The 13,931-nt window shown below is 54.8% G+C and carries 15 protein-coding genes and 1 pseudogene; all 16 read left to right on the forward strand.

Annotated features, from left to right (window positions below; all coding sequences use genetic code 11):
- The first annotated feature begins 23 nt into the window (after positions 1-23).
- The 16 genes and pseudogenes from rpoC (at position 24) to rpsQ (ending at position 13,918) form a co-directional block, all read left to right on the forward strand.
- Positions 24-4,222, forward strand: a pseudogene (gene rpoC, locus LRS56_29470) (DNA-directed RNA polymerase subunit beta').
- Between the two features lie 216 nt (positions 4,223-4,438).
- Positions 4,439-4,810, forward strand: coding sequence for a 30S ribosomal protein S12 (rpsL, locus tag LRS56_29475; GenBank protein WDU62768.1), 372 nt, complete (start codon positions 4,439-4,441; stop codon positions 4,808-4,810).
- Between the two features lie 118 nt (positions 4,811-4,928).
- Positions 4,929-5,399, forward strand: a complete 471-nt coding sequence (rpsG, locus tag LRS56_29480) for a 30S ribosomal protein S7 (GenBank protein WDU62769.1) — start codon at positions 4,929-4,931, stop codon at positions 5,397-5,399.
- 30 nt (positions 5,400-5,429) lie between these two features.
- Positions 5,430-7,535: an elongation factor G gene (gene fusA / locus LRS56_29485; protein ID WDU62770.1), complete on the forward strand. Its 2,106-nt coding sequence runs from the start codon at positions 5,430-5,432 to the stop codon at positions 7,533-7,535.
- Between the two features lie 30 nt (positions 7,536-7,565).
- Positions 7,566-8,759: an elongation factor Tu gene (gene tuf, locus LRS56_29490; GenBank protein ID WDU62771.1), complete on the forward strand. Its 1,194-nt coding sequence runs from the start codon at positions 7,566-7,568 to the stop codon at positions 8,757-8,759.
- Between the two features lie 158 nt (positions 8,760-8,917).
- Entirely contained in the window at positions 8,918-9,229 is a 312-nt protein-coding gene (gene rpsJ / locus LRS56_29495) for a 30S ribosomal protein S10 (GenBank protein WDU62772.1), read from the forward strand.
- Positions 9,230-9,310: 81 nt separating this feature from the next.
- Positions 9,311-9,946 carry a 50S ribosomal protein L3 gene (rplC, locus tag LRS56_29500; protein ID WDU62773.1) on the forward strand — a complete coding sequence of 212 codons (636 nt, stop codon included), beginning with the start codon at positions 9,311-9,313 and terminating at the stop codon, positions 9,944-9,946.
- Between the two features lie 12 nt (positions 9,947-9,958).
- Positions 9,959-10,561, forward strand: coding sequence for a 50S ribosomal protein L4 (gene rplD / locus LRS56_29505; GenBank protein ID WDU62774.1), 603 nt, complete (start codon positions 9,959-9,961; stop codon positions 10,559-10,561).
- A complete protein-coding gene (gene rplW, locus LRS56_29510) occupies positions 10,558-10,857 on the forward strand; it encodes a 50S ribosomal protein L23 (protein ID WDU62775.1) in 300 nt (99 codons plus the stop codon). The genes rplD and rplW overlap by 4 nt, the downstream gene beginning before the upstream one ends.
- Before the next feature lie 83 nt (positions 10,858-10,940).
- Positions 10,941-11,696, forward strand: coding sequence for a 50S ribosomal protein L2 (gene rplB / locus LRS56_29515; protein ID WDU65836.1), 756 nt, complete (start codon positions 10,941-10,943; stop codon positions 11,694-11,696).
- A gap of 16 nt (positions 11,697-11,712) precedes the next feature.
- Positions 11,713-11,988, forward strand: coding sequence for a 30S ribosomal protein S19 (gene rpsS / locus LRS56_29520; protein WDU62776.1), 276 nt, complete (start codon positions 11,713-11,715; stop codon positions 11,986-11,988).
- Between the two features lie 11 nt (positions 11,989-11,999).
- Positions 12,000-12,332 carry a 50S ribosomal protein L22 gene (rplV, locus tag LRS56_29525; GenBank protein ID WDU62777.1) on the forward strand — a complete coding sequence of 111 codons (333 nt, stop codon included), beginning with the start codon at positions 12,000-12,002 and terminating at the stop codon, positions 12,330-12,332.
- 13 nt (positions 12,333-12,345) lie between these two features.
- Positions 12,346-13,032: a 30S ribosomal protein S3 gene (gene rpsC / locus LRS56_29530; protein ID WDU62778.1), complete on the forward strand. Its 687-nt coding sequence runs from the start codon at positions 12,346-12,348 to the stop codon at positions 13,030-13,032.
- Between the two features lie 12 nt (positions 13,033-13,044).
- Positions 13,045-13,458: a 50S ribosomal protein L16 gene (gene rplP, locus LRS56_29535; protein WDU62779.1), complete on the forward strand. Its 414-nt coding sequence runs from the start codon at positions 13,045-13,047 to the stop codon at positions 13,456-13,458.
- Positions 13,458-13,649 carry a 50S ribosomal protein L29 gene (gene rpmC, locus LRS56_29540; GenBank protein WDU62780.1) on the forward strand — a complete coding sequence of 64 codons (192 nt, stop codon included), beginning with the start codon at positions 13,458-13,460 and terminating at the stop codon, positions 13,647-13,649. Before rplP ends, rpmC begins: the two co-directional genes overlap by 1 nt.
- Before the next feature lie 2 nt (positions 13,650-13,651).
- Complete coding sequence (gene rpsQ / locus LRS56_29545; protein WDU62781.1) at positions 13,652-13,918, forward strand: 30S ribosomal protein S17; 267 nt, start codon at positions 13,652-13,654, stop codon at positions 13,916-13,918.
- Positions 13,919-13,931 lie beyond the last annotated feature (13 nt).

The raw sequence follows: 13,931 nt of genomic DNA on the forward strand, positions 1-13,931 counted from the left end.
CTGCTCCGCCAGGAGGAAAGGCCTTGAAAGACCTACTGAATTTGCTGAAAAACCAGGGTCAAGTCGAAGAGTTCGACGCCATCCGTATTGGGTTGGCATCGCCTGAGATGATCCGTTCGTGGTCGTTCGGTGAAGTTAAAAAGCCGGAAACCATCAACTACCGTACGTTCAAACCTGAGCGTGACGGCCTGTTCTGCGCCAAGATCTTTGGCCCGGTAAAGGATTACGAGTGCCTGTGCGGTAAGTACAAGCGCTTGAAGCACCGTGGTGTGATCTGCGAGAAGTGCGGCGTTGAAGTCGCACTGGCCAAGGTTCGTCGTGAGCGCATGGCGCACATCGAACTGGCTTCGCCGGTTGCCCACATCTGGTTCCTGAAATCGCTGCCGTCGCGTATCGGCTTGCTGATGGACATGACCCTGCGTGATATCGAACGCGTTCTCTACTTCGAGAGCTATGTCGTTATCGACCCAGGCATGACCACCCTTGAAAAAGGTCAGCTGCTGAACGACGAGCAGTACTTCGAAGCGCTGGAAGAGTTCGGCGACGATTTCGATGCCCGTATGGGTGCCGAAGCTGTCCGTGAACTGCTGCACGCTATCGACTGGAACACGAGATTGGCCGTCTGCGCGAAGAAATTCCGCAAACCAACTCCGAAACCAAGATCAAGAAACTGTCCAAGCGTCTGAAGTTGATGGAAGCCTTCCAGGGTTCCGGCAACTTGCCAGAGTGGATGGTGCTGACCGTTCTGCCGGTTCTGCCGCCAGACCTGCGTCCGCTGGTACCGTTGGATGGCGGTCGCTTCGCGACTTCCGACCTCAACGACCTGTACCGTCGCGTGATCAACCGTAACAACCGCTTGAAGCGCCTGCTTGATCTGTCCGCTCCGGACATCATCGTGCGCAACGAAAAGCGTATGTTGCAGGAAGCCGTCGATGCCTTGCTCGACAACGGTCGTCGTGGCCGCGCTATCACCGGTTCCAACAAGCGTCCTCTGAAATCCCTGGCTGACATGATCAAGGGTAAGCAAGGTCGTTTCCGTCAGAACTTGCTCGGTAAGCGTGTTGACTACTCCGGTCGTTCGGTAATTACCGTAGGCCCGACCCTGCGTCTGCACCAGTGCGGTCTGCCCAAGAAGATGGCACTTGAGCTGTTCAAGCCATTCATCTTCGGCAAGCTGGAAATGCGCGGTCTCGCGACCACCATCAAAGCGGCCAAGAAAATGGTCGAGCGCGAGCTGCCAGAGGTTTGGGACGTTCTCGCTGAAGTGATTCGCGAACACCCGGTTCTCCTCAACCGTGCACCGACTCTTCACCGTCTGGGTATCCAGGCGTTTGAACCGGTACTGATCGAAGGTAAGGCTATCCAGCTGCACCCTCTGGTCTGTGCTGCGTACAACGCCGACTTCGACGGCGACCAAATGGCCGTGCACGTACCGCTGACACTGGAAGCTCAGTTGGAAGCGCGTGCGTTGATGATGTCGACCAACAACATTCTGTCGCCAGCCAACGGTGAGCCAATCATCGTTCCGTCGCAGGACGTTGTATTGGGTCTGTACTACATGACCCGTGAAGCGATCAACGCCAAGGGCGAAGGTCGTGTGTTCGCTGACCTGCAAGAAGTTGACCGTGTGTTCCGTGCCGGCGAAGCCGCACTGCACGCCAAGGTCAAAGTGCGGATCCACGAAACCGTCAACGACCGTGATGGCGGCAGCGTGAGCAACACCCGTATTGTCGACACCACTGTCGGCCGTGCGCTGTTGTATCAAGTTGTTCCAAAAGGTCTGTCGTACGATGTCGTCAACCTGCCGATGAAGAAAAAGGCGATCTCCAAGCTGATCAACCAGTGCTACCGCGTGGTTGGTTTGAAAGAGACCGTGATCTTCGCTGACCAGTTGATGTACACCGGTTTTGCTTATTCGACCATTTCCGGCGTTTCCATCGGTGTTAACGACTTCGTTATCCCGGATGAAAAAGCCCGCATCATCAGTGCTGCCACTGACGAAGTGAAAGAGATCGAAAGCCAGTACGCCTCCGGCCTGGTAACCCAGGGCGAGAAGTACAACAAGGTGATCGACCTTTGGTCCAAGGCGAACGACGAAGTGTCCAAGGCGATGATGGCCAACCTCTCGAAAGAGAAAGTCATCGACCGTCATGGCGTCGAAGTCGACCATGAATCCTTCAACTCGATGTACATGATGGCCGACTCGGGCGCACGGGGTTCTGCTGCGCAGATCCGTCAGCTCGCCGGTATGCGTGGCCTGATGGCCAAGCCGGACGGTTCCATCATTGAAACGCCGATTACTGCGAACTTCCGTGAAGGTTTGAGCGTACTTCAGTACTTCATCTCCACTCACGGTGCTCGTAAAGGTCTGGCGGATACCGCGTTGAAAACCGCTAACTCCGGTTACCTGACTCGTCGTCTGGTAGACGTTGCACAAGATCTGGTTGTAACCGAGATCGATTGCGGCACCGAGCACGGCCTGCTGATGACTCCGCACATTGAAGGCGGTGACGTTGTAGAGCCGCTGGGTGAGCGCGTATTGGGTCGTGTTATTGCCCGTGACGTATTCAAGCCAGGTACCGAGGAAATTATCGTTCCTGCCGGCACCCTGGTTGACGAGAAGTGGGTCGAGTTCATCGAACTCAACAGCATCGACGAAGTGATCGTTCGCTCGCCGATCAGCTGCGAAACCCGCTACGGCATTTGCGCCAAGTGCTACGGCCGTGACTTGGCTCGTGGTCACCAGGTGAACATCGGTGAAGCGGTCGGCGTTATCGCTGCCCAGTCCATCGGTGAGCCGGGTACCCAGCTGACCATGCGTACGTTCCACATTGGTGGTGCGGCAAGCCGGACCTCCGCAGCCGACAGCGTTCAGGTGAAGAATGGCGGTACCGTCCGTCTGCACAACCTGAAACACGTTGAGCGAGTGGATGGCCACCTGGTTGCTGTGTCCCGTTCCGGTGAGCTGGCAATCGCTGATGACTACGGTCGTGAGCGTGAGCGTTACAAGCTGCCGTACGGTGCTGTGATTTCGGTTAAAGAAGGTGACAAGGTCGACGCTGGCGCAATCGTGGCCAAGTGGGATCCGCACACTCACCCAATCGTTACCGAAATGAAAGGTACCGTGACCTACGTGGGCATGGAAGAGGGCATCACGATCAAGCGTCAGACAGACGAATTGACCGGTATGACCAACATTGAAGTACTCGACGCGAAAGATCGTCCAGCTGCCGGTAAAGACATCCGTCCTGCCGTGAAGATGGTCGATGACAACGGCAAGGATCTGTTGCTGCCAGGCACTGACGTTATCGCTCAGTACTTCCTGCCAGCCAACGCCCTGGTCGGTGTAGCGGATGGTGCGAAGATCGCGATCGGTGATGTTATCGCGCGTATCCCGCAAGAAACTTCGAAGACCCGTGACATCACCGGTGGTCTGCCGCGTGTTGCCGACTTGTTCGAAGCGCGTCGTCCGAAAGAAGCGTCGATTCTGGCTGAAGTCAGCGGCACCATCGCGTTCGGTAAGGAAACCAAAGGCAAGCGCCGTCTGGTTATTACCCCGAACGACGGTAGCGATCCGTATGAAGAGCTGATTCCGAAGTGGCGTCACCTGAACGTCTTCGAAGGCGAACAGGTAAACCGCGGCGAAGTTATCTCCGACGGCCCAAGCGATCCACACGACATCCTGCGTCTGCTGGGTGTGAGTGCGCTGGCCAAGTACATCGTTAACGAGATCCAGGACGTTTACCGTCTGCAAGGCGTGAAGATCAACGATAAGCACATCGAGACCATCCTGCGTCAGATGCTGCGTAAAGTTGAAATCGCTGAATCCGGCGATTCCAGTTTCATCAAGGGCGACCAGATGGAACTGACTCACGTACTGGTAGAAAACGAACGTCTGGGCGCGGAAGACAAATTTGTCTCCAAGTTCACTCGTGTGTTGCTGGGTATCACCAAGGCGTCGTTGTCCACTGAGTCGTTCATCTCGGCGGCCTCCTTCCAGGAGACCACTCGCGTACTGACCGAAGCAGCGGTAACCGGCAAGCGCGATTACCTGCGCGGCCTGAAAGAAAACGTGGTCGTGGGTCGTCTGATCCCGGCCGGTACCGGTTTGGCTTACCACAGCGAGCGTAAGCGTCGCCGTGATGCTGACAAGCCGCTGCGCGTAAGCGCCAGTGAAGTGGAAGCTGCACTGACCGAAGCGCTGAACTCTAGCGGTAACTGAGTTCTGCACTAGATAAGTCTGGGCCCCGGCAGCCCCATTCGTCGGATCGAGGCATTTTTGCCCCGGTTCGGTGAGTGGGGATGTCGGGGCCTTGCCTTGACTGGGGGCAAGATCCTCTTTAGACTCTTGTACCCCTAAATTTGGCGGGAATTCGTTCCTGCCATTTTGCTTTTCTTGCAAGACAATAGCGTCGCAAGACAACAGTGGAGCTAGTAGATGGCAACTATCAACCAGCTGGTACGTCAGCCGCGTAAGCGTATCGTCGAGAAATCCGACGTACCTGCGCTGCAGAACTGCCCGCAACGTCGTGGCGTATGCACTCGCGTGTATACCACTACGCCGAAAAAACCTAACTCGGCACTGCGTAAAGTATGCCGTGTGCGCCTGACCAACGGTTTCGAGGTTTCCTCGTACATCGGTGGTGAAGGCCACAACCTGCAAGAGCACAGCGTGGTACTGATCCGCGGCGGTCGTGTAAAAGACTTGCCAGGTGTTCGTTACCACACCGTACGCGGCTCCTTGGATACTTCCGGCGTTAAAGGTCGTAACCAGGGTCGTTCGAAGTACGGTACCAAGAAGCCTAAGTAGTAGCGGCTTTTTGTAAAACTGAATCATCTTATTTTCTGAGTCGATAAGAGTAAGGTCGGAGGCGTCCCGCAAGGGCACCGATTCCGAGCGAACCTGAAGACCGTTTGAGGGCTTATCCATGCCAAGAAGACGCGTAGCAGCCAAGCGCGAAGTGCTTGACGATCCAAAATACGGAAGCCAAATTCTGGCCAAGTTCATGAACCACGTGATGGAAAGCGGCAAGAAAGCCGTTGCCGAGCGTATCGTTTATGGCGCGCTGGAAAAGGTTAAAGAACGCAAGAACAGCGACCCCCTGGAAATCTTCGAGAAAGCTCTCGACGCCATCGCTCCGCTGGTCGAAGTGAAGTCGCGCCGTGTAGGCGGTGCTACTTACCAGGTTCCGGTCGAAGTTCGTCCGTCCCGTCGTAACGCCCTGGCAATGCGCTGGTTGGTAGACTTCGCCCGTAAGCGCGGCGAGAAGTCTATGGCCCTGCGTTTGGCTGGCGAACTGTTGGACGCTGCTGAAGGTAAAGGTGCTGCTGTTAAGAAGCGTGAAGACGTGCACCGTATGGCTGAAGCTAACAAAGCTTTCTCGCACTACCGCTTCTAATCTTAGCTTCACTAATTTTGCGAGGGCTTTATGGCTCGTACTACTCCGATTAGCCGCTACCGTAACATCGGTATCGTTGCTCACGTGGATGCTGGTAAAACCACCACCACCGAGCGCGTACTGTTTTACACCGGCAAAAGTCACAAGATGGGCGAGGTGCATGACGGCGCCGCGACCACAGACTGGATGGTTCAGGAGCAGGAGCGTGGTATTACCATTACTTCTGCTGCTATTACCGCCTTCTGGAAAGGTTCCGAGAAGCAGTACAAAGATGAGCACCGCTTCAACGTAATCGATACCCCAGGCCACGTAGACTTCACCATTGAAGTTGAACGTTCCCTGCGCGTACTCGACGGCGCTGTCGTTGTGTTCTGCGGTACCTCGGGTGTTGAGCCTCAGTCGGAAACCGTATGGCGTCAAGCCAACAAATACGGCGTTCCACGTCTTGTTTACGTAAACAAGATGGACCGTGCTGGTGCCAACTTCCTGCGCGTGATCGGTCAGATCAAGCAGCGCCTGGGTCACACCCCGGTGCCAATCCAGTTGGCTATCGGTTCCGAAGACAACTTCCAGGGCCAGATCGATCTGCTGACCATGGAAGCTGTTTACTGGAACGATGCTGACAAAGGTATGGTTCCTGTTCGCAAGCCTATCCCTGCAGAACTGCAGGAGCTGGCTGACGAATGGCGCAACAACATGGTTGAAGCTGCGGCCGAAGCCAACGAAGAGCTGATGAACAAGTACCTCGAAGGTGAAGAACTCACCAACGTGGAAATCAAGGCCGCTCTGCGTCAGCGTACTATCGCTGGTGAGATCGTCTTGGCTGTTTGCGGTTCCTCGTTCAAGAACAAGGGCGTTCCCCTGGTTCTCGATGCTGTGATCGACTACCTGCCGGCACCAGTGGATATTCCTGCCATCAAGGGTACTGACCCGGATGACGAGACTATCGAGCTGGAGCGTCATGCAGACGACGCAGAACCGTTCTCCGCTCTGGCATTTAAAATTGCCACTGACCCATTCGTGGGTACCTTGACCTTCGTCCGCGTTTACTCGGGCGTGTTGAACTCCGGCGACGGCGTGATCAACTCGGTTAAAGGCAAGAAAGAGCGAGTGGGTCGTATGGTGCAAATGCACGCAAACGCCCGCGAAGAGATCAAGGAAGTACGCGCTGGTGACATCGCGGCCTTGATCGGCATGAAGGACGTCACCACTGGTGAGACTTTGTGCAACGCTGACAAGCCAATCATCCTGGTTCGTATGGACTTCCCGGAGCCGGTTATTTCGGTTGCCGTTGAGCCTAAGACCAAGGATGACCAGGAAAAAATGGGTATCGCTCTGGGCAAGCTCGCTCAGGAAGATCCATCTTTCCGCGTCAAAACTGATGAAGAGACTGGTCAAACGATCATCTCCGGCATGGGCGAGCTGCACCTGGACATCCTGGTTGACCGGATGCGCCGTGAGTTCAACGTCGAAGCCAACATCGGTAAGCCTCAGGTTTCCTATCGTGAGCGCATCACGAAGAACTGTGAAATCGAAGGCAAGTTCGTTCGTCAGTCCGGCGGTCGTGGTCAGTTCGGTCACTGCTGGATCCGTTTTGCTCCTGCTGACGAAGGTCAGGAAGGTCTGCAATTCGTGAACGAAGTAGTTGGTGGTGTTGTTCCTAAGGAATACATCCCGGCTATCCAGAAGGGTATCGAAGAGCAGATGAAGAACGGTGTTGTTGCCGGCTATCCGCTGATCGGCCTGAAAGCAACCGTTTTTGACGGTTCTTACCACGACGTCGACTCCAACGAGATGGCGTTTAAGGTGGCTGCTTCCATGGCAACCAAGCAACTGGCCCAGAAGGGCGGTGGTGAGTTGCTTGAGCCAATCATGGCGGTAGAAGTTGTTACACCTGAAGACTATATGGGTGATGTCATGGGCGACCTTAACCGTCGTCGCGGCATGATCTTGGGTATGGAAGACACGGTTTCCGGCAAAGTGATTCGCGCCGAGGTTCCGTTGGGTGAGATGTTCGGTTATGCGACCGACGTTCGCTCCATGTCCCAGGGTCGCGCAAGCTACTCTATGGAATTCAAAAAATACAACACAGCTCCGGCGCACATCGCTGAAACTGTATCCAAAAAACAAGGCTGATTCAGTCCTTTAGGCAAGGAGTTAATTGTCGTGGCTAAAGAAAAATTTGATCGTTCCCTACCGCACGTCAACGTTGGCACCATCGGTCACGTTGACCACGGTAAAACCACTCTGACTGCTGCTCTGACTCGCGTTTGCTCCGAAGTATTCGGTTCCGCAATCGTTGATTTCGATAAAATCGACAGCGCACCAGAAGAAAAAGCTCGTGGTATCACCATCAACACCGCGCACGTTGAATACAACTCGCTGATCCGTCACTACGCTCACGTTGACTGCCCAGGTCACGCTGACTATGTGAAGAACATGATCACCGGTGCTGCTCAAATGGACGGCGCAATCCTGGTTTGCTCGGCCGCTGATGGTCCGATGCCACAAACCCGTGAGCACATCCTGCTGTCCCGCCAGGTTGGCGTTCCGTACATCGTGGTTTACCTGAACAAGGCTGACCTGGTAGACGACGCTGAGCTGCTGGAACTGGTTGAGATGGAAGTGCGCGATCTGCTGAGCACTTACGACTTCCCAGGCGACGACACTCCGATCATCATCGGTTCTGCTCGTATGGCTCTGGAAGGCAAAGACGACAACGAAATGGGCACCACGTCCGTTCGTAAACTGGTTGAGACTCTGGACAGCTACATCCCAGATCCAGTTCGTGTTATCGACAAGCCGTTCCTGATGCCAATCGAAGACGTATTCTCGATCTCCGGTCGCGGTACTGTTGTGACTGGTCGTATCGAGCGCGGTATCGTTAAGGTTCAAGATCCACTGGAAATCGTTGGTCTGCGTGACACTACTGTCACCACCTGCACCGGTGTTGAAATGTTCCGTAAACTGCTCGACGAAGGTCGTGCTGGCGAGAACTGCGGCGTTCTGCTGCGTGGTACCAAGCGTGACGACGTTGAGCGTGGCCAGGTTCTGGTTAAGCCAGGTTCGGTTAAGCCGCACACCAAGTTCGAAGCTGAAGTGTACGTGCTGAGCAAAGAAGAAGGCGGTCGTCACACTCCGTTCTTCAAAGGCTACCGTCCACAGTTCTACTTCCGTACTACCGACGTTACTGGTAACTGCGAACTGCCGGAAGGCGTAGAAATGGTAATGCCAGGCGACAACATCAAAATGGTTGTCACCCTGATCAAAACCATCGCTATGGAAGACGGTCTGCGTTTCGCAATCCGTGAAGGCGGCCGTACCGTTGGTGCTGGCGTTGTAGCTAAAATCATCGAGTAATTATCTCTTCTGAGATAGCTCTGATGTTTTGAAAAGGCCCCGCTCAGCGGGGGCCTTTTTTATTGGGTTGACACCTATCAGGGCCGTCTATAGAATTGCGCCTCCTTTTAACGGGCGTATTGCGCTCGCTGGGAATAGCAGCCGGAGTCTGAAATCCAATGCAAAATCAGCAAATCCGTATCAGGTTGAAGGCTTTTGACCATCGCCTGATCGACCAATCCACCCAGGAAATCGTGGAAACCGCGAAACGTACTGGTGCTCAAGTGCGTGGTCCAATTCCACTGCCTACCCGTAAAGAGCGGTTCACCGTTCTGGTCTCCCCGCACGTCAACAAAGACGCGCGTGACCAGTACGAGATCCGTACTCATAAGCGCGTACTGGACATCGTCCAGCCAACGGATAAAACCGTTGATGCACTTATGAAGCTTGATCTGGCGGCCGGTGTGGAAGTACAGATCAGCCTCGGCTAAGACTTGGGTCTTAGTCGTGTAACGCTCTGAAATGGGCGGCCATAGCGGGTGAAAGCCCCGTACACTCATGAGGTTTACAACATGACTATTGGTGTAGTCGGTCGTAAATGCGGTATGACCCGTATTTTCACCGAAGAAGGTGTCTCCATTCCGGTCACGGTCATTGAGATCGAACCGAATCGCGTCACCCAGTTCAAAACTGAAGAAACCGATGGCTATCGTGCAGTGCAAGTCACTGTCGGCGAGCGTCGTGCTTCGCGTGTGACTGCTGCTCAAGCAGGTCACTTCGCTAAAGCAAACGTTGCAGCTGGTCGCACTGTTATGGAGTTCCGTCTTGAAGATGGCGACTACCAGGCTGGCGATCTGATCAACGCTGAAATCTTCGCCGCTGGTCAACTGGTTGATGTAACCGGTCAGTCCAAGGGTAAAGGCTTCCAGGGTACGATCAAGCGTTGGAATTTCCGTGGCCAAGACAACACTCACGGTAACTCCGTTTCCCACCGCGTCCCGGGCTCTATTGGCCAGTGCCAGACTCCTGGTCGTGTATTCAAGGGCAAAAAAATGTCCGGTCATATGGGCGCTGAGCGCGTGACCGTGCAGTCCCTCGAAGTAGTGCGCGTCGACGCTGAACGCAATCTGTTGTTGGTCAAGGGTGCTGTTCCTGGCGCTACTGGCGGCAACCTGGTTGTACGTCCAGCGGCCAAGGCTCGCGGTTAAGGGGAAGCTGACATGCAATTAAATGTAAATGACGCTCAAGCGATCGAAGTTTCCGAACTGACATTTGGCGGCGAATTCAACGAGACGCTGGTTCACCAAGCAGTCGTGGCCTACATGGCCGGCGGCCGTCAAGGTAGCAAGCAGCAAAAGACCCGTTCCGACGTACGTGGTGGCGGTAAGCGCCCTTGGCGTCAGAAAGGCACTGGCCGTGCTCGTGCCGGTACTATCCGTAGCCCAATCTGGCGTGGCGGCGGTACCACTTTCGCAGCTCGTCCACAGGATCACACCCAGAAGCTCAACAAGAAGATGTACCGCGCAGCACTGCGCTCCATCCTTGCTGAACTCGTGCGTACTGATCGTCTGGTCGTGGTTCAGGACTTCGCTGTTGAAAGTCCAAAAACCAAAGATCTGCTGGGCAAACTGAACAACATGAGCCTGACCGACGTTTTGATCGTGTCTGAAGCTGTTGATCAGAACCTGTACCTGGCTGCTCGTAACCTGCCACACGTTGATGTACGTGACGTGCAAGGTTCCGATCCAGTTAGTCTGATCGCATACGACAAGGTGTTGATCACCGTGTCGGCCGTGAAGAAATTCGAGGAGCTGCTGGGATGAACCAGGAACGCGTATTTAAAGTTCTGCTTGGCCCGCACGTTTCCGAAAAGGCTACGGTTCTGGCTGACAAGAAAGGCCAGTTCGTTTTCAAGGTTGCAACTGACGCAACCAAGCTGGAAATCAAGAAGGCCGTCGAAAGCCTGTTCAGCGTGAAAGTAGAGCGTGTTACTACCCTGAATGTTCTGGGTAAGAGCAAGCGCACTGCTCGCGGTCTGGGCAAGCGTAATGACTGGAAGAAGGCAGTTATCTCCCTTCAGCCAGGCCAAGATCTCGATTTCAGCAGCAGTGCTGAGTAAGGAAGGGGTGCATCATGGCAATCGTTAAATGCAAACCGACTTCCCCTGGCCGCCGTTTTGTGGTCAAGGTGGTCAACTAGGAGCTGCATAAAGGCGCTCCTCACGCACCGCTGCTCGAGAAAAAATCGAAGACTGGTGGTCGTAACAACAATGGTCGTATTACCACTCGTCACATCGGTGGTGGCCATAAGCAGCATTATCGTCTGGTCGATTTCCGTCGCAACGACAAAGATGGCATCTCTGCCACTGTCGAGCGTATCGAATACGATCCAAACCGTACTGCTCACATCGCTCTGCTGCTGTACGCAGATGGCGAGCGTCGCTACATCATCGCCCCTAAAGGCGTGAGTGCTGGCGACCAGCTGATCGCAGGTGCTCTGGCACCGATCAAGCCGGGCAACGCTCTGCAACTGCGTAACATTCCAGTTGGTAGCACCGTACACGGCATCGAATTGAAGCCAGGTAAAGGCGCGCAAATCGCTCGTTCCGCTGGTGCTTCGGCTCAGCTGATCGCTCGTGAAGGTGTCTACGTGACCCTGCGTCTGCGTTCTGGTGAGATGCGTAAAGTGCTGGCTGAATGCCGCGCGACCCTGGGTGAAGTCTCGAACTCCGAGCACAGCCTGCGTTCGCTGGGTAAAGCTGGTGCCAAACGCTGGCGTGGCGTTCGCCCAACCGTTCGTGGTGTTGCCATGAACCCGGTTGACCACCCACACGGTGGTGGTGAAGGTCGTACCTCTGGTGGTCGTCATCCGGTATCGCCATGGGGCTTCCCGACTAAGGGCGCGAAGACTCGTGGTAATAAGCGTACCGACAAAATGATCGTCCGTCGTCGCAAGTAAATAGAGGGATACGACAGTGCCACGTTCTCTGAAAAAAGGTCCTTTTATTGATCTTCACCTACTGAAGAAGATCGAAGTGGCGGCGGAAAAGAACGATCGCAAACCGGTGAAAACCTGGTCGCGTCGTTCGATGATCCTGCCACAAATGGTCGGTCTGACCATCGCAGTACACAACGGTCGTCAACACGTCCCAGTTCTCGTTAACGAAGACATGGTCGGCCACAAACTAGGCGAGTTTGCCGGTACCCGCACTTATCGTGGGCACGTGGCAGACAAGAAAGCCAAGCGTTAAGGGGTAAGGAAATGGAAGTAGCCGCTAAGTTGTCGGGCGCTCGAATCTCCGCCCAGAAAGCCCGCTTGGTCGCCGACCAGATCCGCGGGAAGAAGGTGGGCGAAGCGCTCAACCTGTTGGCTTTCAGCAGTAAGAAAGCCGCCGAGATCATGAAGAAAGTGCTGGAGTCGGCCGTAGCCAACGCCGAGCATAACGAAGGCGCAGACGTTGATGACCTGAAGGTCAGCACCGTTTTCGTCAACGAAGGGCGTTCGCTGAAGCGCATCATGCCACGTGCCAAAGGCCGTGCTGATCGCATCGTCAAGCGGTCTTGCCATATCACTGTCAAGGTTGCTGACAAGTAACGGAGTCGAAGAGATGGGTCAGAAAGTACATCCCATTGGCATTCGCCTGGGAATCGTCAAGGAGCACACCTCCGTCTGGTACGCAGACGGTCGGACTTATGCGGACTATTTGTTCGCTGATCTGAAGGTGCGTGAGTATCTCCAAGACAAACTAAAAAGCGCGTCCGTAAGCCGTATCGATATCCATCGTCCGGCGCAAACTGCACGTATCACCATCCACACCGCTCGTCCAGGTATCGTTATCGGGAAGAAAGGTGAAGATGTTGAGAAACTGCGTCAGGACCTGACCAAGCAAATGGGTGTGCCTGTGCACATCAATATCGAAGAGATCCGTAAGCCGGAGCTCGACGGTATGCTGGTTGCGCAGAGCGTAGCTCAGCAGCTGGAGCGTCGCGTAATGTTCCGTCGCGCTATGAAGCGCGCCGTACAGAACGCCATGCGCATTGGTGCCAAAGGCATCAAAATCCAAGTGAGCGGTCGTCTCGGCGGTGCTGAAATCGCACGTACTGAATGGTATCGCGAAGGTCGTGTGCCACTGCACACCCTGCGTGCCGACATCGACTATGCCAACTACGAAGCTCACACCACTTACGGTGTGATCGGTGTAAAGGTTTGGATCTTCAAAGGCGAAGTAATTGGTGGTCGCCAAGAAGAACTGAAACCACAAGCACCAGCGCCTCGTAAAAAAGCTGCTAAGTAAGGGGTACGCCAAATGTTGCAACCAAAGCGTACGAAGTTCCGCAAGCAGATGACAGGCCACAACCGTGGTCTGGCTCAGCGCGGTAGCAAAGTCAGCTTCGGCGAGTTCGCGCTGAAGTCTGTAGCTCGTGGTCGTCTCACCGCTCGTCAGATCGAGTCAGCGCGTCGTGCTCTGACCCGTCACGTTAAACGTGGCGGCAAGATCTGGATCCGTGTATTCCCGGACAAGCCGATCTCCAAAAAGCCTCTCGAGGTTCGGATGGGTAAAGGTAAGGGTAACGTGGAATACTGGGTAGCCCAGATTCAGCCAGGCAAAGTCCTGTATGAAATCGAGGGTGTAACTGAAGAGCTGGCGCGTGAGGCTTTTGCCCTGGCTGCTGCAAAGCTGCCGCTCGCCACCGCCTTTGTTAAACGGACGGTGATGTGATGAAAGCGAATGAACTTCGTGAAAAATCCGCACAGCAGCTGAACGAGCAACTGCTCGGCCTGCTGCGCGACCAGTTCAATCTGCGTATGCAGAAAGCAACTGGCCAGTTGGGGCAGTCTCATCTGCTCTCGCAAGTTAAGCGTGACATCGCTCGCGTGAAGACTGTGCTCAACCAGCAGGCAGGTAAGTGATCATGGCTGAAGCCGAAAAGACTGTCCGTACGCTGACTGGCCGTGTTGTCAGCGACAAGATGGACAAAACCATCACCGTTTTGATCGAGCGTCGCGTTAAGCACCCGATCTACGGTAAATATGTTAAGCGTTCGACTAAGCTGCACGCGCACGACGAAACCAACCAGTGCCACATCGGCGACAAAGTCACTATTCGTGAAACTCGTCCGCTGGCCAAGACCAAGTCTTGGGCACTGGTTGATGTTCTCGAACGCGCTGTGGAAGTCTAAGGACTAGGGGTCG

Source organism: Pseudomonas poae, from assembly GCA_028869255.1.
GTDB lineage: Bacteria > Pseudomonadota > Gammaproteobacteria > Pseudomonadales > Pseudomonadaceae > Aquipseudomonas > Aquipseudomonas poae_C.